The organism is Actinomadura sp. CNU-125, from assembly GCF_001942465.1.
GTDB lineage: Bacteria > Actinomycetota > Actinomycetes > Streptosporangiales > Streptosporangiaceae > Spirillospora.
Genome location: NZ_MKJY01000045.1, coordinates 1 through 22,375 on the forward strand (window position 1 = coordinate 1; position 22,375 = coordinate 22,375).

The 22,375-nt window shown below is 72.3% G+C and carries 19 protein-coding genes and 4 pseudogenes; 13 read left to right on the top strand and 10 right to left on the bottom strand.

The features are described 5' to 3' along the window. The first annotated feature begins 106 nt into the window (after positions 1–106). Both BJF79_RS06810 and BJF79_RS06815 read left to right on the top strand, forming a co-directional pair. Positions 107–298 carry a hypothetical protein gene (locus tag BJF79_RS06810; RefSeq protein ID WP_075895523.1) on the top strand — a complete coding sequence of 64 codons (192 nt, stop codon included), beginning with the start codon at positions 107–109 and terminating at the stop codon, positions 296–298. Then, a complete protein-coding gene (locus BJF79_RS06815) occupies positions 295–924 on the top strand; it encodes a DUF1266 domain-containing protein (RefSeq protein WP_262401632.1) in 630 nt (209 codons plus the stop codon). The genes BJF79_RS06810 and BJF79_RS06815 overlap by 4 nt, the downstream gene beginning before the upstream one ends. Positions 925–940: 16 nt before the next feature. Here the strand turns inward: BJF79_RS06815 and add are convergent, their stop codons facing one another. After that, on the bottom strand, positions 941–1,966 hold the full coding sequence (gene add / locus BJF79_RS06820) for an adenosine deaminase (protein WP_075895527.1): 1,026 nt from the start codon (positions 1,964–1,966) through the stop codon (positions 941–943). Positions 1,967–2,120: 154 nt separating this feature from the next. Between add and BJF79_RS06825 the strand changes: the two are divergent. Further along, a pseudogene (locus BJF79_RS06825) lies at positions 2,121–2,744 on the top strand (helix-turn-helix transcriptional regulator); the annotation flags it as partial. 320 nt (positions 2,745–3,064) lie between these two features. On the opposite strand, the pseudogene BJF79_RS06830 reads toward BJF79_RS06825, so the two are convergent. From BJF79_RS06830 to BJF79_RS66575, 4 genes and pseudogenes are all read right to left on the bottom strand, one after another. Beyond that, positions 3,065–3,997: pseudogene (locus tag BJF79_RS06830) on the bottom strand (SDR family oxidoreductase). A 92-nt stretch (positions 3,998–4,089) separates the two neighbouring features. Beyond that, entirely contained in the window at positions 4,090–4,236 is a 147-nt protein-coding gene (locus BJF79_RS57060; protein ID WP_169528911.1) for a GPGG-motif small membrane protein, read from the bottom strand. A gap of 292 nt (positions 4,237–4,528) precedes the next feature. Further along, positions 4,529–5,140, bottom strand: coding sequence for a glutamine amidotransferase-related protein (locus BJF79_RS66570; RefSeq protein ID WP_410050059.1), 612 nt, complete (start codon positions 5,138–5,140; stop codon positions 4,529–4,531). A gap of 183 nt (positions 5,141–5,323) precedes the next feature. Beyond that, positions 5,324–6,750 (bottom strand): annotated as a pseudogene (locus BJF79_RS66575) (anthranilate synthase component I); the annotation flags it as partial. A gap of 520 nt (positions 6,751–7,270) precedes the next feature. On the opposite strand from BJF79_RS66575, the gene BJF79_RS06840 reads away from it, so the two are divergent. Continuing rightward, positions 7,271–7,531 (top strand): DUF3311 domain-containing protein, encoded by a 261-nt coding sequence (locus tag BJF79_RS06840; protein ID WP_075895529.1) that lies wholly within the window; start codon positions 7,271–7,273, stop codon positions 7,529–7,531. Positions 7,532–7,535: 4 nt separating this feature from the next. After that, complete coding sequence (mctP, locus tag BJF79_RS06845) at positions 7,536–9,146, top strand: monocarboxylate uptake permease MctP (RefSeq protein WP_075895531.1); 1,611 nt, start codon at positions 7,536–7,538, stop codon at positions 9,144–9,146. A 68-nt stretch (positions 9,147–9,214) separates the two neighbouring features. Here the strand turns inward: mctP and BJF79_RS06850 are convergent, their stop codons facing one another. The 5 genes from BJF79_RS06850 to BJF79_RS06870 form a co-directional block, all read right to left on the bottom strand. Continuing rightward, positions 9,215–9,616 (bottom strand): phosphomannose isomerase type II C-terminal cupin domain, encoded by a 402-nt coding sequence (locus tag BJF79_RS06850; RefSeq protein ID WP_262401633.1) that lies wholly within the window; start codon positions 9,614–9,616, stop codon positions 9,215–9,217. Continuing rightward, the gene (locus BJF79_RS06855; RefSeq protein WP_075895533.1) at positions 9,613–10,266 is read right to left on the bottom strand and encodes a TetR family transcriptional regulator; all 654 of its coding nucleotides are present in this window, start codon (positions 10,264–10,266) and stop codon (positions 9,613–9,615) included. Before BJF79_RS06855 ends, BJF79_RS06850 begins: the two co-directional genes overlap by 4 nt. 167 nt (positions 10,267–10,433) lie before the next feature. After that, complete coding sequence (locus tag BJF79_RS06860) at positions 10,434–11,663, bottom strand: acyl-CoA dehydrogenase family protein (RefSeq protein WP_075895535.1); 1,230 nt, start codon at positions 11,661–11,663, stop codon at positions 10,434–10,436. Between the two features lie 120 nt (positions 11,664–11,783). Then, positions 11,784–12,767 carry a glucosyl-3-phosphoglycerate synthase gene (locus BJF79_RS06865; RefSeq protein ID WP_262401634.1) on the bottom strand — a complete coding sequence of 328 codons (984 nt, stop codon included), beginning with the start codon at positions 12,765–12,767 and terminating at the stop codon, positions 11,784–11,786. A gap of 385 nt (positions 12,768–13,152) precedes the next feature. Beyond that, complete coding sequence (locus BJF79_RS06870) at positions 13,153–14,586, bottom strand: XRE family transcriptional regulator (RefSeq protein WP_075895539.1); 1,434 nt, start codon at positions 14,584–14,586, stop codon at positions 13,153–13,155. Positions 14,587–14,736: 150 nt separating this feature from the next. On the opposite strand from BJF79_RS06870, the gene aceA reads away from it, so the two are divergent. The 8 genes and pseudogenes from aceA to BJF79_RS06905 form a co-directional block, all read left to right on the top strand. After that, entirely contained in the window at positions 14,737–16,020 is a 1,284-nt protein-coding gene (gene aceA / locus BJF79_RS06875; protein WP_075895541.1) for an isocitrate lyase, read from the top strand. A 195-nt stretch (positions 16,021–16,215) separates the two neighbouring features. Further along, positions 16,216–17,766 (top strand): M1 family metallopeptidase, encoded by a 1,551-nt coding sequence (locus BJF79_RS06880; protein WP_262401635.1) that lies wholly within the window; start codon positions 16,216–16,218, stop codon positions 17,764–17,766. Between the two features lie 97 nt (positions 17,767–17,863). Further along, positions 17,864–18,652: an ABC transporter permease gene (locus tag BJF79_RS06885; protein ID WP_262401636.1), complete on the top strand. Its 789-nt coding sequence runs from the start codon at positions 17,864–17,866 to the stop codon at positions 18,650–18,652. Further along, a complete protein-coding gene (locus BJF79_RS06890) occupies positions 18,645–19,460 on the top strand; it encodes an ABC transporter permease (protein ID WP_316043291.1) in 816 nt (271 codons plus the stop codon). The genes BJF79_RS06885 and BJF79_RS06890 overlap by 8 nt, the downstream gene beginning before the upstream one ends. Positions 19,461–19,518: 58 nt before the next feature. Continuing rightward, positions 19,519–20,582, top strand: a pseudogene (locus BJF79_RS06895) (ATP-binding cassette domain-containing protein). Between the two features lie 335 nt (positions 20,583–20,917). Next, positions 20,918–21,259, top strand: a complete 342-nt coding sequence (locus BJF79_RS06900) for a hypothetical protein (protein WP_075895545.1) — start codon at positions 20,918–20,920, stop codon at positions 21,257–21,259. Beyond that, complete coding sequence (locus BJF79_RS52880) at positions 21,256–21,522, top strand: hypothetical protein (protein ID WP_143219750.1); 267 nt, start codon at positions 21,256–21,258, stop codon at positions 21,520–21,522. Before BJF79_RS06900 ends, BJF79_RS52880 begins: the two co-directional genes overlap by 4 nt. Next, the coding region (locus BJF79_RS06905; RefSeq protein ID WP_262401637.1) for a DUF6077 domain-containing protein at positions 21,480–22,375 on the top strand (896 nt) is incomplete at its 3' end. The genes BJF79_RS52880 and BJF79_RS06905, both read left to right, overlap by 43 nt.

A 22,375-nucleotide genomic window follows, 5' to 3' on the forward strand; every position in this document is an offset into this window, starting at 1 on the left:
TGGGCGGCGATGGCCGCGTTCCGCTCGCTGGGCGACGGCGGCGCGGACGTCGCGGGCGTGCACGCGGCGCGGCTGATCGTCACGGACGCCGGGGCCGCGGGCCGCGGTGGAACCGCTGCGGGACCTGCTGGGCCGCCTGCCGCCGGGCGGCGACGGGCACCGGCAGGTCGCTCGGCTGCTGGCGGACGCGGAGCGGCGGCCCGACCGCGACTTCGACGTGCTCGTCAGGACCCGGACGCCGACGGCGTGGGGCGTCCTCGCGGCGGCGCTCGCGACGTGGGGGCGCACCTGGCGGTGAGCAACGGGGTCGCGTGGAACACGCTCGGCGGCGACGGGTCGGGCGACGATCGCGCGCTGCTGGAACGCGACTGGGGCGTGACGGACGCGGCGGGCTGGCGGGAGCAGGTGCGGGCGCTGCTGGACGCCGAGAACTCCGATCCCGGCGTCCAGATGGTCCTCGACCGGCGCGAGCCGGGGATGGCACCGGCCTCGTGGCGGGCGTCGATCGCCGCGTGGTGCGCGGAGCGGAACGTCTCGGAGGCGACCACCCGGCACGTGATCGAGATGTCGGGGCTGATCCTGCGGTACGAGGAGCGGTTCCGCGCGGACGGGCTCCTCGGGCCGGACGAGCGGGTGGAGAGCGTGTACGGCTACGACTTCGGGCGTGCCGTGAACATGGCCCGCTGGGGTCTGGGCGCCGGGTTCTGCGAGGCCGACGAGGCCGAGAAGTGCGTCACGACGGCGGGGCAGCGCGCTCATCGGGTGTACGGGTCGTGGGAGTCGTTCTCCGCCGGTTACGTCCTGGGGCGGATGCTGCGGTTCGACGAGGGCGAGTTCGGCCAGTGGTACGCGCGTTCGGTCGTCGGGCACCGCATCCTCGCCGAGGACCCCGCCAGCCCCTGGCGCCGCATGGCCTGGGGCTGACGGGGGCGGCCGGGGGTCAGACGAGCGCGTCGATCTCCGCGGCGAGTGCCCGCTTGCCGGCGTCGTCCAGGCAGGACGCGGTGACGGCGTTGCGGGCGAGCGCGGCGAGTTCGGCGCGGCCGAGGCCGAACGCCGCGGCGGCGACGCGGTACTCGCCGGTCAGCGTCGTGTCGAACATCGGCGGGTCGTCGCTGTTCAGCGTGACGAACAGCCCGGCGTCGAGCATGCGCGGCAGCGGGTGGTCGGCGAGCGCGGCGACCTGGCCGGTGCAGACGTTCGAGGTCGGGCAGACTTCGAGGGGTGTTCCGGTGTCGCGCAGGTGGGCCATCAGCCGCTCGTCGCGGACGCAGGCGATGCCGTGCCCGATGCGTTCGGCGCCGAGGTGGTCGATGACCTCCCACATGGTTTCGGGGCCGGTCATCTCGCCCGCGTGCGGGAGGCTGCGCAGCCCGGCGGCGCGGGCGGCGCGGAACGCGTCGCGGATCTCGTCGCGGATCGAGGCGCGCATCTGCTCGATGCCGCCGATCCCGAAGCCGACGAGCGCCTCCGCCGGGTGCTCCAGTGCGGCGGTGACGGTGCCTTTCACCCCTTCGATCCCGAAGTCGGCGGGGATGTCGTAGATGTAGGCGACCTGGATGCCGTGGCGCTCGCGCGCCTCCCGCGCGGCGATGTCGAGCGCCTCGCGGATCGCGTGGTGCGGAATCCCGGCGCGCGTGTGCGACTGCGGGGTGACGGTCAGTTCGACGTACCGGACGTTCTGGGCGGCGAGGTCGCGGGCCGCGCCGAGGACGAGCGTCGCGACGTCCTCGGGCGTCCGCACGAGGTGGTTCACCCGGTCGTATACCTGGGCGAAGTGCGGGAAGTCGGTGAACTTGTAGAACTCGCGCAGTTCGCGCTCGTCCACGGGAACGCCGCCGCCGGGGTGCCGGCGGGCGAGTTCCAGGACGGTGGGCACGGACGCCGAGCCCACGAGGTGGACGTGGAGTTCGACCTTGGGCAGGGCGTCGATGAACGCCTCGATGGTGGTTGTCTGGTTCGGCACGCGGTGACGCTAACAGCGATGTGACCTGCCGGAACAGAAAACCCGGGCGAAGCTGCCACGAAATTGTCAAGATCGCCCCGCAGCGGGCACGATGAGGGGTGTGCGCGCGTCCCGGCTGATCTCACTCGTCCTGCTCCTGCAGTCCCGCGACCGGATGACGGCGGCCGAGCTGGCACGGGAGCTGGAGGTGTCGGAGCGGACCGTCTACCGGGACGTGGAGGCGCTGTCGGCCGCCGGGGTGCCGGTCTACGCCGAGCAGGGCCGGGCCGGGGGCTACCGGCTCGTCGCCGGGTACCGGACGCGGCTGACCGGGCTCAGCCGGGAGGAGGCCGAGGCGCTCTTCCTGTCGGGCCTGCCGGGACCGGCCGGGGACATGGGCCTGGCCGACGCGGTCGCCGCCGCCGAGCTGAAGGTCCTGGCGGCGCTGCCGGGCCCGCTGCGGGACGCGCCCGCCCGCGCCGGGCAGCGGTTCCATCTGGACGCGCCCGGCTGGTTCCGCGCGCCCGACCCGCCGCCGCTGCTGCGCGACCTCGCGGCGGCCGTCTGGTCGGACGCCGAGGTCGGGCTGCGGTACCGGCGCAAGGACGGCGAGGTGGCGCGGACCGCCGAACCGTACGGGCTCGTCCTGAAGAACGGCACCTGGTACCTGGTGGCGCTGGTCGGCGGGCGGCCCCGCACCTACCGGGTCGACCGGGTCGCGGCGGTGACGCCGACGGGCGCGACGTTCGAGCGCGACGTGGACTTCGACCTCGCGGGGCACTGGCGGGAGCAGGCCGGCGAGTTCGCCCGGTCGATGCTGCGCGAGGAGATCACCGTGCGGCTCGGCCCGGCCGGGATGCACGGGCCTGCGGGCCGCCGTCGGCGAGCACGCCGCCCGCTCGCGCCGCCGACGGCGCCGGGGAACCGGACGCGGACGGGTGGCGGACGACCGTGCTGCCCGTGGAGTCCCTGGAGGTGGCGGCGCACGAGCTGCGGTCGCTCGGCGCGGACGTCGAGGTGGTGGCGCCGCCGGAACTGCGGGCGCCGGATGGCCGAGACCGTCGGGCTCGCGGCGCTGTACGCGCGACCGGACGGCGGCCCGGCGGACGGCGGCGATCGTCAGCGGTAGCCGGTGACGTCGGCCGGCTTGCCCGCGAGGACACCTCGGTGATGTAGGCGTAGGCGTCCGGACGGCTGCCGTCGACGTCGGTGAACCCGTAGACCTTCGCGAGCCCGCCGCTGGACTGGGACGTCCCGTTCCAGCGGGCCCGCTCCGGGTCGCGGCGACGGCCGCGACGGCCCGCCCGACCAGCGCCGGGGTCTCGGAGATCGCGAAGTGCGGGTCCTGCCGCGCGCCGTCGGACCAGGTGTCGGCGGTGACGCCGAAGTGCTCCAGCATCGCCTCCGACCGCAGCCAGCCGGGCGTCAGCGAAAGGGCCGTCCCGCCGTACGGGGCGAGCTCCACCGACTGGGCGAGCGCCATGCGGATCACGGCGGTCTTGACGAGGTCGTAGAAGTACCCGCAGTCCTTGCGGTAGTCCTTGTTGAACTCGGCGGTCCCGTCGGTGATCTCGACGACGAGACGCCGGGCTCGCGGATCAGCAGCGGCAGTGCGGTGTGGCTGGTGATCGCATGGGTGTCGATGGCCAGCCGCAGCATCCGCAGCCCGTTCTCCAGTGACTGCTCCCACAGCGGCTTGCCGAACTCGAAGAGGTGGTCGCCGCCCCAGATGTCGTTGACCAGGACGTCGAGACGGCCGCGCTCCTCGTCGATGCGGCGGACGAGGCCGACCACCTGCGCGGGGTCCAGGTGGTCGGCCCGGACGGCGATCCCCTCGCCGCCCGCCGCCGTGACGAGCTCGGCGGTGTCCTCGATCGTCTCGGGCCGGTCCATCTCCGATCTCGCGGACCGGGTGGTCCGGCCGGAGCAGTACACGGTGGCCCCGGCGGCACCGAGTTCGACGGCGATGCCGCGGCCCGCGCCCCGGGTGGCGCCGGCGACCAGCGCGACCTTTCCCGCCAGCGGTGCGTTCTCGGTTTCGTTGTCGCTCATGCCGTCGAGGCTGGCACCGAAACCTGACAACGGACGTCAGTGTTCTTCCGGGCCACCGGAGATTTCTCTCGGGGCGGCTTCCCTGGGGCGGGCTAACCGAAGATGCTGACGCCGCCGGGGCCGACGAGCAGGCCGACGACGATGAGGACGATGCCCCACAGCAGGTCGCGGCGGGCGATGAGGACGTACGCTCCGGCGATCACGAGGATCACCGCGATGAGCCAAAGGATGAACATCATGGTCCCGGGGTCCCCCCGTCGATGACCACAAAACACCCAACTGGATCCGGTCATCCGAAACCGGGGTTTTTAGGAAGGTAACGACAAAGCCGGGCGAACCATGACGAAAGGTCGCCGGTGCGGGGGAAGGAGCGCGCCTCCCTCCCCCGCCGGGATAACGGCGATCACGCACGCCGCGTACGGCGCGATGGTGGCCGGTAACCGATTCTGCCGCGCCGGCGACCTCCGGGACAGCACCCAGAGGACCATTTTCTGCTGTCCGCAATCCGACCCTGGAATGAGATTCGGTTCATCATTCCGGTCGATTCGCCGAGGGCGACCGGAATGATGGGGCCGGTCGGCGGCAGAGCCGCAGCACGTTGGCGACGATGGCGTGCCCGGCGCCGCCCGCCGCCGTGAGGATCGACTCCGGATGGAACTGGACGGCCCAGCGCCGCCGCTCCGCGTCCTCGATCGCCATCACCACGTCGCCCGTCACCGCCGTCACCTGGAAGCCCTTCACCCGGTCGGGCGTGGCGTGCAGCGAGTGGTAGCGGGCGGCGGTGAACTCGTCCGCAAGCCCCTCGAACAGCCCGCCGCCGGTCACCTTCACCTGGCCCGGCTTGCCGTGCGACGGCTCGGGCAGCAGATCCAGCGCGCCGCCCGCGTGCTCGACCATCGCCTGCAGGCCCAGGCAGACCCCGAAGACGGGCAGGCCGCGCGCGTCCAGGGCGTCCAGCAGCGCGCCGGTCGCGAAGTCGACCGGCCGCCCCGGGCCCGGCGACAGCACGACGAGGTCGGGGGCGTGCTCGTCGAGGAGACGTACGGGGAAGCCGTGCCGGAGCGTCACCACCCGCGCGCCGTGCTGCCGGAAGTAGTCGGCGAGGGTGTTGACGAACGAGTCCTCGTGGTCGACGAGCAGCACCTTCAGCCCGTCCCCCGGACGCTCCGGCTCCGGCTCCGGCTCGGGCTCCGGCCCGGACGCGCCCCGCTCCGCCGCCGCGGCGTCCCGCGCGGCCGCCTCCAGCGCCCCCAGCAGCGCGCTCGCCTTGAGGTGCGTCTCGCGCTCCTCCTCGTCGGGGTCGGAGTCGTACAGCAGCGTCGCACCCGCCCGGACGGTCGCGACGCCGTCGCGGATCTGCGCCGTCCGCAGCGTGAGGCCGGTGTTCATCGACCCGTCGAACCCGACGCACCCGACCGCGCGCCGTACCAGCGGCGGGGCGAGTCCTCGTGGTCCTCGATGAACTGCATCGCCCACGTCTTCGGCGCGCCGGTCACCGTCACGGCCCACATGTGGGTGAGGAACGCGTCGAGCGCGTCGAACTCCGGCCGCAGCCGCCCCTCGATGTGGTCGACGGTGTGGATGAGCCGGGAGTACATCTCGATCTGCCGGCGGCCCAGCACCCGGACGCTGCCGGGCACGCACACCCGCGACTTGTCGTTGCGGTCCACGTCCGTGCACATGGTCAGCTCGGACTCGTCCTTGACCGACGCCAGGATCGTGCGGATCTGCTCGGCGTCCTGCAGCGCGTCGCCGCCGCGCTTGATCGTCCCGGCGATCGGGCAGGTCTCCACCCGGTCGCCGGACACCCGGACGAACATCTCGGGCGACGCGCCGACCAGGTACTCCCCGTCGCCGAGGTTGAACAGGAACTCGTACGGCGCCGGGTTCGTCTCGCGCAGCCGCTCGAAGAACGCCGCGGGCGAGTCGCACCGTCCGTACATGGCGTGGCCGGGGGTCACCTCGAACAGGTCGCCGCGGACGAACCGCTCCTTGGCGTCCCGCACCATCTGCGCGTACACGCCGGGCACCGGCTGCGGGGGGAGGTCCGCTGGGACGACCGCGGGCGTCGGCTCGGTCTCGCGCGCGAGCCCCGCGGTGGAGGCGCCGCCGACCTCGAAGTCGTAGGACATCCGGTGCGAGGTCTCGCGCTTGCGGTCCACCACGACCATCTCGTCGGCCAGATGCAGGACGAGGTCGCGCTGGTCGTCCGGCCGGTCCAGGCGCGTCTTCAGGGGCTCGAACTGCAGCGACAGGTCATAGCCGAACGCCCCGTACAGGCCGAGGTGCGGGTCGTCGCAGCGGAACAGGTCGATGACGGCGCGCAGCGCGGTGAAGACCGTCGGCTGGCGGCTGCGCTCCTCCTCGGCGAAGAACTCCTCGGTGGGCGGAACGAACACCGCGCACTCGGCGGGCCCGTCGGCGCGCACCTCGCCCGTCCCGCGCAGCGCGGCGGCGACGGCGGGCAGCACGACCCGACCCCGCCCGTTGAGGGCCCGCGCCGTGACGGTCCGGCCCCGCGCGACGATCTCCAGGCACGGGTCGACGTAGGCCATGTGCCAGCGGCTGTAGCGGCCCGGATACTCCATGCCGGAGCTGAGCACCCCGCCGCGCCGCTCCCCCACGGCGGCGACGAGCGCGTTGAGCACGCCCGACTTGCGCTCGGGGTCGACGGGCGTCGCGGTACGGGTCACCCGTACGCCCCCGGCCGTGACGAACTCGCCGGTCGTCGGCTGTTGTGAGACGGTCTCCACCGCGGTGGCCCCTCATCGTCGGGCCCTGCACCGGACGGACGACTCGTCACCGACCGCCGGGGGAGGGCGGTCGCCTGGTCTTGGAACGTGCACGAACCGGCGCCGCCTTAGCGGCGCCACCACCACTGGCCGGTGATACGGCGGGGCACGGTTCGCATGGAACGAGCCTACCGGTTCCCGGCCGTCCGGGGCGACCGCCACCGGCCGCTCCGGCCGCCGCGGAGTTCGCAGGTCGGACGTGACGCGGCACCGCTCGTCCGGCGTGGAGCACGCGCGGACGGCCGCCACCGGCACCCTCCGGCCGACGCGGGGCGCCCGTCCCGAATGCGGACGGGACACGCTGCGACCTGCGCGGACCACCCTGGAACGCTCCCGCCAAGTCGTAGCGCGGTCGATATCGACCTGTGACTTCCGTCACGGTACGCTCACCCGGTTTCACCCGTGACACGGCCCCGTCTCGCGATCCGGACGGGCCGGGCGCGGCCGTCCGGGACCGACCTCAGTGACAGGGAGGACCCCCTTGGTCTCGAAGGAAGAGCCCGACAAGCCCGACAAGCCCGACGAGCCGCAACCCCCGGCGCGGGCGCCGCGCTCCGACCGAAGCGCGTGGAACTGGCTGCTGGTCGTTCCCGTCATCGTGCCGCTGCTGACCTTCTTCTACAACAGCGACTCGCCCCGGCTGGCCGGTTTCCCCGCCTTCTACTGGATGCAGATCCTGTTCATCCCGCTCGGCGTGGCCTGCACCGTCATCGTTTACCGCATGACCAGGAAGCGGGGCTGAGCCGATGGCGAGCGACCACATCACCGAGATCGTCATTTTCTCGGTGCTCTTCCTGCTGGTCAGCGGGATGGGCTTCGTCGCGGCGCGCTGGCGCAAGGCCGAGACGCTGGACAACCTGGACGAGTGGGGGCTGGGCGGCCGCAGCTTCGGCAGCTGGATCACCTGGTTCCTGATCGGCGGCGACCTCTACACGGCCTACACGTTCGTCGCCGTGCCCGCGCTGGTGTTCGGCGCCGGGGCGGCGGGTTTCTTCGCCGTCCCGTACACGATCGTCGTGTACCCGCTGGTGTTCCTCGTGCTGATCCGGCTCTGGTCGGTGTCGCACGTGCACGGGTTCGTCACCCCGGCCGACTTCGTCCGGGCCCGCTTCGGCTCCCCGACGCTGGCGCTGGCCATCGCGGTCACCGGCATCGTCGCGACGATGCCGTACATCGCGCTGCAGCTCGTCGGCATCGAGGCCGTGCTGAAGGCGATGGGCGTGCACGGGCACTGGCCGATCATCATCGCGTTCGTGATCCTGGCGGCCTACACCTACCAGTCGGGGCTGCGGGCACCGGCGCTGATCGCGTTCGTCAAGGACCTGCTGATCTACCTGGTGATCATCGTCGCGGTGCTGTACATCCCGGCGAAGCTCGGCGGCTGGGGCGACATCTTCGACTCGGCGCAGGCCAAGTTCGACGCGTCGGAGAATCCCGGGGACGGCGTCCTGCTGGAGGGCTCCAACCAGCTGAACTACGCGATGCTGGCGCTGGGCTCGGCGATGGCGCTGTTCCTGTACCCGCACAGCGTCACCGGCGTGCTGGCCAGCAAGAACCGCAACGTGATCAAGCGGAACATGGCGGCGCTGCCCGCCTACAGCCTCGTGCTCGGCCTGATCGCGCTGCTCGGCTACATGGCGATCGCGGCGGGCGTGAAGCCGGTGAGCCACGACGGCGAGGCCGACGGCAACACGATCGTCCCGGTGCTGTTCGACCAGATGTTCCCCGACTGGTTCGCGGGCGTCGCGTTCGCCGCCGTCGGCATCGGCGCGCTCGTCCCCGCGGCCATCATGTCGATCGCCGCGGCGAACCTGTTCACCCGCAACATCTACCGGGAGTACTTCAACCGGAACGCGACGGAGAAGCAGGAGGCCACGGTCAGCAAGCTGGTGTCGCTGCTCGTCAAGGCCGGCGCGGTCGCGTGCATCCTGATGCTGGACCCGCAGTTCTCCATCGACCTGCAGCTGATCGGCGGCGTGATCATCCTGCAGACGCTGCCCGCGGTCGGGCTCGGGCTGATGACCCGCTGGTTCCACCGCGGCGCGCTCATCGCCGGCTGGGCGGCGGGCCTGCTGGTCGGCCTGGCGCTGCTCTACCAGATTCCGAACCCGGCCAAGGGCAAGGAGCACTTCGGCGGTTCGGCCTACCCGCTGAGCGACTTCGGGTTCGACACGAAGATGACCCTGTACGTGGGCATCATCGCGCTGCTCGTGAACGTGCTCGTCGCGGTGGTCGGCACCGTGGTCTGCCGGGCCGCGAACCTCGCCGACGGCGTGGACGCGACCAAGGAGGACGACTACCTCGCCGACGAGAACGACAAGAAGGTCAAGGACATCGAGATGACCAGCAGCACCTGACCGGTCCCTCGTTCCCGCGCACCGGCCCGCGGCGGCTCTCCGGAGCCCGCCGCGGGCCGGTCCGCGTGTCAGGCGCGGCCGTAGGAGTCCTCGAGGCGCTCGATGTCGTCCTCGTCGAAGTGCCCGAACGCGATCTCCATGACCCGCACCGCGGGGCCGTCCGAGCTGAGCCGGTGCGTCTCCCCGGCCCGGATGAAGACCCGCTCCCCCACCTGCGGCAGGATGCGGCGGCCCGCCACCTCGAACACCGCGCCGGGGTCGAGGGCGACCCACAGCTCGTCGCGGTCGCGGTGCCGCTGGAGGCTCAGGCGCTGCCCCGGCTCCACATGGATCAGCTTGACGGTGGACGGCTCGTTGAACGTGAAGCGTTCGAAGCCGCCCCAGGGTCGCCGCTCGGTCTCGACCTCCGGTTCGGGGCGCAGGTCGGCGTCGGCGGCCGGGTCGGGTCGCAGGTCGGTCTGCACAGTCACCTCGGGGATTCTGGTTCGCTGAACAACTGCAGGGCTCGGGCTCCGGTCGCGGCGGCCGGCAGCCCGCCGAGGATGAGGTCGGCGAGGCCGTCCACCACCGCCTCCCTCGGCACCTCGGCGTCGTGGTCGAGCCACCAGTCGCCGGCGGTCTGCACCATCCCGACGATCGCGTGGCCCCACACGTAGGCGCGGGTCCGGTCCGTCAACTCGCCTTCGGCGATCATGACCTCGGCCAGTTCCCGGCTCAGGTCGCGGATCATCGTGCTCATCACGCTGTGCGTGGCGGCGTCCTCCGCCCCGGCCCGGTGCATGAGGAACCGGTACAGGTTGAGGTTCTTGGAGATCGTCGACAGGTAGCCGTCGATGGTGGACCGGGTGCGCTGCCGGATCGGGGCGTCCCGGGAGAACTCCTCCCGGATCGTCGCGATCAGCCGGCGGATGTGCCGTTCGGCGAGCGCCTGGTACAGCCCGCTCTTGTCGCCGAAGTGCCGGTACAGGATCGGCTTGCTGATCCCGGCCTCGGCGGCGATCGCGGCCATGGACGCCTCCGGGCCCTCCCGCTGGATGACCCGGTCGGCCGCCTCCAGCAGCGCGCGCCGACGGCCGGGATCGCGCCCGGATCCCGGCCCGCCGCCCGCCGTTGCCCTCATGATCGGTTCACCGTACGCCCGGCCCGCGGGCGGGACGGCTGGAGGGTGGCCGGAAACGGCCGCGGGCGTCGGGCATGCCCCGAACCGTATCGGGGGTGTTACCCGGTGACAACACCCCCGCCGCCGGCGTGCGGATCATCGGCCCGTCCACCTCGTCCCGGCCGCCGTTACCGGACCGGGAGACCGGTGACGGTGCGGCCGATGACCAGGCGCTGGATCTCCGACGTGCCCTCGAAGATGGTGAAGATCTTGGAGTCGCGGTGCATCCGCTCGACCGGGTACTCGCGGGTGTAGCCGTTGCCGCCGAGGATCTGGATGGCCTCCTCGGTGACGTGCACCGACATCTCGCTGGCCATGAGCTTGGCCATCGAGCCCTCGGCGTTCTGGAAGTCCTTGCCGGTGCGCGCCATCCACGCGGCCCGCCACACCATGAGGCGGGCGGCGTCCAGGCGGGTCTTCATGTCGGCGAGCTTGAACGCGACCGCCTGGAAATCGCCGATCTTCTTGCCGAACTGCTCGCGCTCGCGCGCGTACTGCAGCGCGTAGTCGTAGGCGGCGCGGCCGACGCCGAGGGCCATCGCGCCGACGGACGGGCGGGTGGTCTCGAACGTCTTCATCGCGGCCTGGCCCTTGGAGCTCTTGCCCTCCCGGGCCCGCGCGATGCGCTCGTCGAACTTCTCCTTGCCGCCGACGATCAGCCCGGCCGGGACGCGCACGTCCTCCAGGATCACCTCGGCGGTGTGGGAGGCGCGGATGCCGTGCTTCTTGAACTTCTGCCCCTGCCGCAGGCCGGGGGTGTTCGGCGGGACGATGAAGCTGGCCTGACCGCGGCTGCCCAGGTCGGGGTGGACGGACGCGACCACGACGTGGACGTCGGCGATGCCGCCGTTCGTCGCCCAGGTCTTGGTGCCGTTCAGCACCCACTCGTCCTTGGCCTCGTCGAACACCGCGCGGGTGCGGATCGCCCCGACGTCGCTGCCGGCGTCGGGCTCGGAGGCGCAGAACGCGCCGAGCCGGACGTCGTCGGCCGTGCCGAACATCTGCGGGACCCACTCGGCGACCTGGTCCGGGGTGCCGACGGCGGCGACGGACGCGGCGGCCAGGCCGGTGCCGACGATGGACAGCGCGATGCCCGCGTCGCCCCAGAACAGCTCCTCGAACGCGACCGGGATGCCGAGCCCGGTCGCCTCCAGCCACTGCGTGGCGAAGAAGTCGAGCGAGTACAGCCCGACCTTGGCCGCCTCCTGGATCAGGGGCCAGGGGGTCTCCTCGCGCTCGTCCCACTCCTCGGCCGCGGGCCGGATCACGTCCCGCGCGAACTCGTGCACCCAATCCCTGACTTCGCGTACGTCGTCGCTGAGCTCCAGCGAGAACGGCGCGCTCTCCGCACTCGTCATGCCAATTGACCTCTTCTCCAATAAGCGTGTGTTACCAACGGTAGCACCGTGGGGCGTTACCACGGGTAACACCGTGGCCGGAGTCACAGGGGCCGGAGTCGCAGGGGGCGGGCGGGCCCGTCAGCGCCGTCCGGGCGTGACCGGCCGGGACGTCGCGTAGCCGGGCACCCCGACCATCGGCGGCCGCTCCCCGACGGCCATGTCGGCGGCGTGCGCGTCGTGCCCGTCGGCCGACCGCCGGAATTGGGTGAGCGCCGTCGACGGGGCGCTCAGCGGCACCATCCGGCCGTGCCGCTCCAGCCGCGACCAGGCCGTCACCATGATCTGCCCGGACATCGCGCCGAGCGCCTCGGTGCTCTGGTGCGAGTGCACCCGGCGGCCGAGGTCGACCTGCGCGATGGCGTCCAGCCCGGAGTCCCTGTAGACGTCCACGAGCAGGCCGAGCTCCACGCCGTAGCCGGTGACGAACGGCAGCCGTTCCAGCAGCCCGCGCCGTCCGGCGTACTCGCCGCCGAGCGGCTGCATGACGCCCGCCAGCAGCGGCCAGTGCATGTTGATCAGCGGCCGGGCGACCAGCTCGGTCACCCGCCCGCCGCCGCCCTCCACGCTGTGCTCGCCGTCGACCAGCGGCCGGTCGTAGCACGCCTTGACGTAGCCGACGGACGGGTCCGTCAGCAGCGGCCCGAGCAGCCCCGTCACGTACGACGAGGTGAAGCCGCGCAGGTCGGCGTCGACGAACACGATGATGTCGCCGGACGTCACGGCGAGGGATTTCCACAACGCCTCGCCCTTCCCGGACATGCGTCCCAGCGTGGGCAGGACGGAGTCCTGCGCCACCACCCGGGCACCGGCGGCGCGCGCGACCGCGGCCGTCCGGTCGGTGGAGCACGAGTCGATCACGACGATCTCGTCGACGAGCGGCACGCGCCGGACCAGGTCCCTGCGGATGCAGGCGACGATGTCCCCGACGGTCGCCTCCTCGTCGCGCGCCGGCAGCACGACGCTGATCCCGCTCGTCCCCTTGGCGGCGAGCAGGACGTGCGGAGGCCAGTCCCCCGCCGTGCTCGTGCGGCGGCGCAGCCACGAAGCCACCTCAGGAAGCACGCGCTCTCCCTCCGACGACGAGCTCTGAAAACCGGACATCCCCCAGAAGGGACACCGGACACCCCAAATCATCCCCTGTCGGGACGAGACTGGACCAATCACCCTGCCGTGACGGCCGTGCACCACGGTAAAAGAATCCAGACCGGCGGCCTCCGCTCCGCTCCGGCCGCCGGGGAATCCCAGCCGCCCCAGCCTCACGCACAATCGCCCCGCACGCACAACCGCCCCGCACGCACAACCGCCCCGCACGCACAACCGCCCCGCACGCACGCACAGCCGGCCCCGCACGCACGCACAGCCGGCGCCGCACGCACGCACAGTCGGCGCCGCCCGCACGCACAGTCGGCGCCGCCGCTCCGCCCGGGTGGCCGGCGGGAGGGGACGGTCAGTCGGCGTGGCGGTCGAGGAACTCGTAGACGTCGCGGTCGTCCACGCCGGGGAACGCGCCGGGCGGGAGGACCGACAGGACGTGCGAGTGCGCGCGGGCGGACGGCCAGGCCATGCCCTCCCAGCGGTCGGTCAGGGCCTTGGGCGGGCGCTGGCAGCAGTCGCCGTCCGGGCACGCCGACTTGACGCGGCGGGTCGTCTCCCGGCCGCGGAACCAGCGGGAGTCCTCGAAGCGGACGCCGAGCGTGATCGCGAAGTCGCGCTCGTGGCTCGGGTCGATGTGCGACAGGCACCAGTACGTCCCGTTCGGGGTGTCGGTGTACTGGTAGTAGACGGAGAAGCGGTCCTCGGCGCCGAACACGTGCCGTCCGGCCCACTGGCGGCACATGCGCTGGCCCTCGATCGCGCCGTCCTCGTCCTGCGGGAACTCCAGCCCGTCGTTGGCGTACGCCTTGTAGATCGTGCCGCTCTCGTCGTTCTTGGTGAAGTGCAACTGCAGGTCGAGGTGGTGGGTGGCGACGTTGGTGAAGCGGTGCGCCGCCATCTCGTAGGAGACGGAGAAGACGTCGGCGAGGTCCTCGACGGACAGCTCCCGGGCGGCCTTGGCCTCCTGCAGGAACGGGACGACGCTGCGTTCGGGCATCAGGATCGCGGCGCCGAAGTAGTTCGCCTCGACGCGCTGGCGCAGGAAGTCGGCGAAGTCGCGGGGCTGGTCGTGGTCGAGGGCGATGTGGCCGAGGGTCTGCAGCAGGATCGTCCGGGGGGTGTGCATGCCGAGCTGCTCGCGTTCGAGGTAGATGCGGCGGTTGCGCAGGTCGGTGACGGACCGGACGGACCGGGGCAGGTCCTGCACGTACTGCAGGCTGAACCCGAAGTGCCCGACCAGCGACATCAGGGTGCCCTGCGAGACGGCGCGGCCCCGGTAGCCGACGGCGTCGAGGGTCTGCGCGGCGATCTTCTCGATGTCGGCGAAGTGGTTGCCGCGCTCGTGCATCTGGCGGCGCAGTTCCGCGTTGGCCTTGCGGGCCTCCTCGGGGCTGGCGGTGGGTTTGGTGCGGCTGCGTTTCAGCTCCCCGTACAGGGCGAGGATGTGCTCGATGACCTCGTTGGGCATCCGCTTGCCGACCTTGAGGTGCGACATCCCGAGGGTGCGGTAGAGGGGGTCGCGCTGCGCCTCCTCCAGGGCGATCTCCAGCTGGGCGCGGCGGCTGGGCGGCTGGCGGCGCAGGAGTTCCTCGATGGGGCATTCCAGCGCGGCCGCCAGGGCCTGCAGCAGCGACAGCTTCGGCTCGCGGCGGCCGTTCTCCAGCAGGGACAGCTGGGACGGGGCGCGGCCGACGCGCTCGCCGAGCTCGGCGAGGGTCATGCCGCGGGCGCGCCGCAGGTGGCGGAGCCGCTGCCCGAAGGTGACGAGGTCTACATCGCTCGTCAAGTTGAGGGGTTCTTCTGGCTGCAAGGTCGTCACGGGTTCATGGTAGCGGAAATTTCGCAGTTCTTCTGTTACTCACGAGTTCATTAGGGCTGGCGGATCGGGGCATAGTCGTCTCCAAGCACCCAGGGGACGACACGGAAGGGCAGAACAATGAGCGACAGTCGCCTCAAGGGCGCAGCCGAGGAGCTGCGGCGTCAGTGGGAGACCGACGCCCGCTGGAACGGCGTCGAGCGGACCTACACGGCCGAGGACGTCGTGAAGATCCGCGGGTCGGTCCAGGAGGAGCACACGCTGGCGCGCCTCGGCGCGGAGCGTCTGTGGAAGCTGCTGCACGAGGAGGACTACGTCCACTCGCTCGGCGCGCTCACCGGAATGCAGGCCGTCCAGCAGGTGAAGGCCGGTCTGAAGGCCATCTACCTGTCCGGCTGGCAGGTCGCGGCGGACGCCAACCTGGCGGGCCAGACCTACCCGGACCAGAGCATCTACCCGGCGAACTCGGTTCCGGCCGTCGTGCGCCGCATCAACAACGCGCTGCTGCGCGCCGACCAGGTCCAGTGGGCCGAGGGAGAGGGCGACACCCACTTCCTCGCGCCGATCGTGGCCGACGCCGAGGCCGGCTTCGGCGGCGTGCTGAACGCCTTCGAGCTGATGAAGGGCATGATCGCCGCGGGCGCCGCGGGCGTGCACTGGGAGGACCAGCTCGCGTCCGAGAAGAAGTGCGGTCACCTCGGCGGCAAGGTCCTCATCCCGACCTCGCAGCACATCAAGACCCTCAACACCGCCCGCCTCGCGGCCGACATCTCGGGCACCCCCTCCCTGATCATCGCGCGGACCGACGCCGAGGCCGCGACCCTGATCACGGCGGACGTGGACGAGCGCGACCGCGAGTTCATCACCGGCGAGCGCACCGCCGAGGGCTTCTACCGGGTCCGCAACGGCATCGAGCCCTGCATCGCCCGCGCCAAGGCGTACGCGCCGTACTCCGACCTCATCTGGATGGAGACCGGCACGCCCGATCTGGAGCAGGCCCGCAAGTTCGCCGAGGCGGTCAAGGCCGAGTACCCGGACCAGATGCTCGCCTACAACTGCTCGCCGTCCTTCAACTGGAAGGCGCACCTGGACGACTCGACGATCGCGAAGTTCCAGCGCGAGCTCGGGCACATGGGCTTCAAGTTCCAGTTCATCACCCTGGCGGGCTTCCACGCGCTCAACTACGGCATGTTCGACCTGGCGCACGGCTACGCCCGCGAGGGCATGACCGCCTACGTCGAGCTGCAGGAGCGCGAGTTCGCGGCGGCCGAGAAGGGCTTCTCCGCGGTCAAGCACCAGCGCGAGGCCGGCACCGGCTACTTCGACATGGTCAGCACCGCCATCGCGCCCGACTCCTCGACCACGGCTCTGAAGGGCTCCACCGAAGAGGGCCAGTTCCACTGATCCTCTCCAGCTGAACCTTCCTCCCCCACGGAAGGCCCCCGCGTCCCTACACCCGCGGGGGCCTTTCCGTGTCCCGGGACATTCCGGACGACATATAGGACATGCGCGGCCACATCCGGCACGGCGCTCGACATCGGCACCGCAACGGGGTCATCGTCGTCTGCGTTGATGATCTCTGCACAGAGAGGATCTCCGATGGCGATGCGCCGCACCCGGCACACCGCGCTCCGGGCCACCCCCGGTCGCACGCTTCCCATCGCGATCGCCGCCGTGAGCGTCGTCGCGTTCGCACCGGCCGCCGCCGCCGAGGGCCACGGCGACGGCCACGGTCACGGGCACGGACACGGACACGGACACGGCCGGTTCACGCCCGGCGCGGACGGTGTCGGCGACCCGTACTTCCCGCTGGAGGGCAACGGCGGGTACGACGTCCGGCACTACGCGCTGGACCTGGCCTACGACCCGGCGTACGACCAGCTCGACGGCACCGTGACGATCACCGCGCGGGCCACGCAGAACCTGTCGAGCTTCAACCTGGACCTGTCCGGCATGGACGTCGAGCGCGTCACGGTGAACCATCGCCGCGCCCGGTTCGACCGGCGCGGCCAGGAGCTGACGATCGAGCCGCGGCGCGGCCTGCGCGCGGGATCGACGTTCCGGGCGACGATCGTCTACGGCGGCGTGCCGCAGACGATCGTCGGCTCGCCGATCGTGTTCGGCTCCCCGTACGGGTTCCTGCACACGCCGGACGGCGCGTTCGTCGGCGGGGAGCCCAACGGCCCCCGCACGTGGTTCCCGGTCAACGACCATCCGAGCGACAAGGCCACCTACGACTACACGATCACGGTCCCGGAGGGGCTCCAGGCCGTCGCCAACGGGGTGCTGGTCGAGCGCCGCGGCACGAAGGCGGCGTTCAGCCGCCGGCCGTCCGCGACCGACGCGAACGTCTTCCGGTGGCACGAGGACAGCCCGATGGCGAGCTACCTGACGACCATCGACGTCGGGAAGTGGAAGACCAGGTCGGACCGGACGCCCGGCGGCATCCCCAACTACACCGCGGTCGACCCGGTGCTGCTCGCCGAGCAGCCGGACGCCGTCGAGTTCTTCCACGACACCACCGCGAAGGTCACCGACGCCTGGTCGCGGATCTTCGGCGAGTACCCCTTCTCCACGACCGGCGCGATCGCCGACGACGCCCGGTTCAACGGCGAGCCGCTCGGCTTCTCGCTCGAGACGCAGGGCAAGCCGGTGTACTCGGCCGTCCGCAGCGAGAGCACGATCGCGCACGAACTGGCGCACCAGTGGTTCGGCGACGCGGTGTCGCCCGCGACGTGGAAGCACATCTGGCTGAACGAGAGCTTCGCGACGTGGTCCGAGTGGTACTGGGCCGAGCTGCAGGGCGAGCGGACGGTCGCCGACCAGGCCCGCTCGGTGTACGCCGCGCGTCCGTTCCCGGACCCGGAGGGCCGCCCGTTCTGGTCGGTCGTTACGGCCGATCCCGAGCGCGACACCATGTTCAACGGCCGCGTCTACAGCGGCGGCGCCATGGCGCTGCAGTTCCTCCGCGAGAAGATCGGCCACGACACGTTCATGAAGCTGCTGCGGACCTGGTACGCGACCCACAAGGACGGCAACGCGACCACGGCCGAGTTCACCGCGCTGGCCGAGAAGGTCTCCGGGCAGGATCTGGACGCGTTCTTCGAGGACTGGCTCCACTCCCCCGTCAAGCCCGCCCTCGCCGAGTAGCCGCCACCGCGCGACGGCCCGGGCCCCGGCGATCGCCGGGGCCCGTTCGGGCGAAAACCCGTGCCCCGCCGGGCCGATGCGTTTAGGCTCCCGGCAAGTGGGCGTTCTTCCGTGGGTCTGCTTGTACGGCTACCGCCGTCACACCGCGTATCCACTCGCCTCCGCGGCGGAGGCGATCACCAACACCGCGTTCGGTTTCATCCGGGCGTACGTCCTGCTGGCGCTGTGGGACGCGCGGCCGGGCCTCGGCGGCTACGACGCCGCCGACGCCGTCACCTTCTGCTTCCTGACGCAGGCCCTCATCGGCCCCGTCCAGATCTTCGGCGGGCTGGAGCTCACCCGGCGGATCCGGGACGGCGACGTCGCGATCGACCTGCACCGGCCGGTCGGCCTGCAGTCCTGGTGGCTGGCCGACGACCTGGGCCGCGCGATCGCGGCACTGCTGCTGCGCGGCGGGCCGCCGCTGCTGGCCGGAGCGCTGGTCTTCCCGTTTCTATGGCCGGGCCCGCTCGCGGCGGCGGGGTTCGCGGTGTCGCTCGTCCTGGCCTTCGTCGTCGGGTTCGCGCTGCGCTACCTGGTGGCGCTCGGGGCGTTCTGGCTGCACGACGACCGCGGGCTCGGATCGGCGACCACGGTGCTGTCGCTGTTCTTCTCCGGCATGATCCTGCCGCTGGTGGTGTTCCCCGGCGCGCTCGGCGACGTCGCGGCGGCGCTGCCGTGGTCGGCGCTGATCCAGGTGCCGGCGGACGTGTGGCTGGGCCGCCGCACCGGCGCCGACCTGGCGGCGGCGCTGGCGTTCCAGGCCGGGTGGGCGGCGGTGCTGCTGGGGTGCGGGGCGCTGCTGACCAAGACGGCGCGGCGGAAGCTGGTGGTGCACGGTGGCTGAATCCGTGACGCGGGCCGTGCGGATGTACGGGCTGCTGGCGTGGACGTGGATCCGCGCCGCCGCGCAGTATCCGGTGTCGCTGGTGCTGCTCGTCCTGTCCACGGCGGTCGTCACCGGCCTGGACGCGATCGCGATCGTGCTGCTGTTCGCGCACGCCGACAGCATCGCCGGGTTCGGGGCGGAGGAGGTCCTGTTCCTGTACGGGACGTCCGCGCTGTCGTTCGCGCTGTCGGACTGCGTCCTCGGCACCGCCGACCGGCTCGGAGAGCACGTGCGGAACGGGACGATGGACGCGATGCTCGTGCGTCCGGTGAGCCCCCTGGTGCAGGTGGCGGCCGAGGAGTTCACGCCCCGCCGGGCCGGCAAGGTCGTCCCGCCCGTGCTCGTCCTGGTGTTCGCGCTGCCGCGGCTGGACGTCGCCTGGACGCCCGGCCGGGCGGCGATGATCCCGCTGATGGTGGCGGCCGGGGCGGCGATCTTCGCGGGACTGTGGGTGCTGGTGGGCGCGGCGCAGTTCGTCCTCGTCGAGAGCCACGGGGCCACCAAGTCGCTCACCTACGGGGGCGCGTTCCTGACGCAGTACCCGCCGACGATGTTCGCCCGCGACCTCGTGCGCGGGGTGACGTTCGTCGTGCCGCTCGCGTTCGTGAACTGGCAGCCCGCGCTGTACGTCCTCGGCGTTCCCGATCCGCTGGGGCTGCCGGTCGCGGCGCGGTTCGCCTCGCCGGCCGTCGCCGTCGCGGTGTGCGCGGCGGCGGCCCTCGCGTGGCGGGCGGGCCTGCGGCACTACCGATCCACCGGAAGCTGATCCTGCATCGAGGGGGCTCCAGATGACCGAAGGGGGCGACATGCCCGGAGCGGGCGCGATGATCGTCGCGACGGACGTCGGCAAGTCGTTCACCGTCCGCGCGCGCGCGACGGCCGGCGCCGGCGGGTCCGCACGACGGTGCGCGCGGTGGACGGCGTCTCGTTCGACGTCGAACCGGGCGAGTTCGTCGGGTACCTCGGCCCGAACGGCGCGGGAAAGTCCACGACGATCAAGATGCTGACGGGCATCCTGACGGCCTCCACGGGGACGCTGCGGGTGTGCGGGCTCGACCCGTCGCGGCGGCGGACGACGCTCGCCCGCCGCATCGGGGTGGTGTTCGGCCAGCGCACCACCCTGTGGTGGGATCTGCCGCTGCGCGACAGCCTGGCGCTCGTCCGGAAGCTGTACGGGGTCGATCCGGACGCGCACCGGTCCCGCCTCGCGGAGCTGACGGCGCTGCTGGAGCTGGGCCCGTTCCTCGACACGCCGGTGCGGCAGCTCAGCCTGGGGCAGCGGATGCGCGGCGACCTGGCCGCCGCGCTGCTGCACGACCCGGAGCTGCTCGTCCTGGACGAGCCCACGATCGGCCTCGACGTGGTCAGCAAGGCCACGGTGCGGGAGTTCCTGGAACGCCTCAACACCGAGCGCGGCACCACGATCCTGCTGACCACGCACGATCTCGGCGACATCGAGCGGCTCTGCCGCCGCGTCATGATCATCGACCGGGGGCGGCTCGCGTTCGACGGCGGCCTGGCCGACCTGCGCCGGACCGTGGACGCCGACCGGATGCTGGTGGTCGAGCTGGACCGCCCCGGCCCGCCGATCAGGGTCGAGGACCTCACCGTGGACGGGGTCGCGGTGCGGGGGGTCGCGGCCGAACGCACGGAGGGGCCGCGGCAGTGGCTGCGGCTGCCCGGGACGGCGAACGCGGCGGCGGTGGTCGCCGCGATCGCGCGCGACCACGAGGTCCGCGACATCGCGCTGCGGGAAGCCGGCATCGAGGACGTGCTGGCGGGGCTGTACCGCGGCGAGCGCACGTACGGCTCTCCCGAACCGTCCGCGTCCGGGCGTCCCGGGCCGTCGGAGCCCTCCGGATCCCCCGAGGCGCTCGCCGCCGAGTGAGCGTCCGCGTCCCGGGACGATCCGCGTGCAACGAAAACGGGTCCGGGGGCAAGTACTCGTAGGAGACGAACGCGCGGCCGCTTCTTCGCATGGAACGGACGGCCGCGGGAACGGCGACACATCGAAATCCGACCAAGATCGTCGGCGCGGGCAACTTCGGTGCGTGCTGCCGCGTCTCTGAGACATCTGCGGGAGGCCCGGTGCGACCGCACCGGCGTACGCATGGATTCAGGGGACATCGGGATGACCGAGCTGAAAGACCGGACGGCCGGGACGGGGGCCGGAGCCGGGGACGCGCCGCCGGGCGCGACGGAGGCGGGGGCGGACGGCCGGGGGTGACGGCGCGGGTCACCCGGGCCGTGGACGGCCTCGTCGACGCGGCCGTGCTCGCCTTCGCGGCGTGGACGGTGATCTACCACGTGTGCCTGCTGCTCCAGCCCCCCACCTGGGTGATGCTGGCCTGCTGGGCGGTGGTGTCGGCGGCGGGGATCACCGCCTGGTTCCGGCGCGGGACGGGCGCCGCGCTGTGGCACGACCGCGCGCCGCGCGGCCGTCCACCGGGGCCTCGCGGGCGTGGCGGTCGGGGCGGCCGTCGTGGCGGGAACGAGCGCGGGCCTGCACGGGGAGGGCGTCCCGTGGTGGTGCGCGTGGCGGCGCGCCGGTCAGCGTCGCGGTGACCGCGGCCGTCCTGCTGCGCCGTCCCGCGGCCGGTGACGGGGAGGAGGCCGGGCCCGGCGCGCTCCCGGCGTCCGCCGGACGCGACGAGGCGGACGCGGCGGACGCGGCGGCGGCCCGCTGGGGCACGCCGCTCGCGCTGCTCACCGGGCCGGGTTCGCGATCGGGTCGCTGTTCGTCCTCAACTCCGACGGCGACGACGCCTACTTCGTGTCCCGCTCCGTGGCGACGGCCGAAACGGGCCGCATCCCCACAAAAGACGTGATCTTCACCTCGGGGGCCACCGACCAGATCGCCGGGGAGCCCCCGGTGTCGTCGATCGAGGTCCTCGCCGGGGCGCTCGCACGGATCGTGGGCGTGCCGGGCGCGTCGTTCGTCTGGTACGTCCTGCTGCCCACGGTCACGTTCCTGGCGATCTGGGCGCTGTGGCGGCTCGTGCGGGCGTGGGCGCCGCGCCGCGCCGCGCTCTGCTTCGCGGTCGGGTCGGTCTACCTGCTGTGGTCGGGGCTCAGCGCGGCGTCGCTCGGCTCGTTCCACCTGCTGCGGATGTGGCAGGGCAAAGCAGTACTGGTGTCGCTGCTCGTCCCGCTGCTGTTCGCGTACCTGACGCACTGGGCGGAACGGCGGACGCGCCGCGACCTCGTCCTGCTGGCCGCCGCCGGGGTCGCGGCGGTGGGCCTCACCTCGACGGCCGCGTTCGTGGTGTCGCTGGTCGTGCTGGCGGCGGCCGCGCCGCTCGTCGTCACCGGGCGGGTCCGGACGGGACTCGCCGCGTGCGCGGCGATGGCGTACCCGGTCGCGGCGGGGCTCGCGGTCATCCTGCTGTACGAGAGCGTCTCGGTGCACGGGACCGTCCACGACGCCCCGGCCAGCTACCGGGCCGTCCTGCTGTACGCGACCCTCGGCGTGCTCGCCGGGTGCGCCCTGTGGCTCGGGCCGTGGACGGTCCGGCCCGGCGTGCCCGCGCTGATCTGCGGGGGCGTCGCGGCGCTGCTGACGCTGCTGATCCTGCCGGGGGTGCTGGCGCTGGCGGCGGACGTGACCGGCGCGGGGCAGGTGCTGTGGCGGACGATGTGGCTGGTGCCCGCGCCCGCGCTGATCGGCCTGCTCGCCGCGGT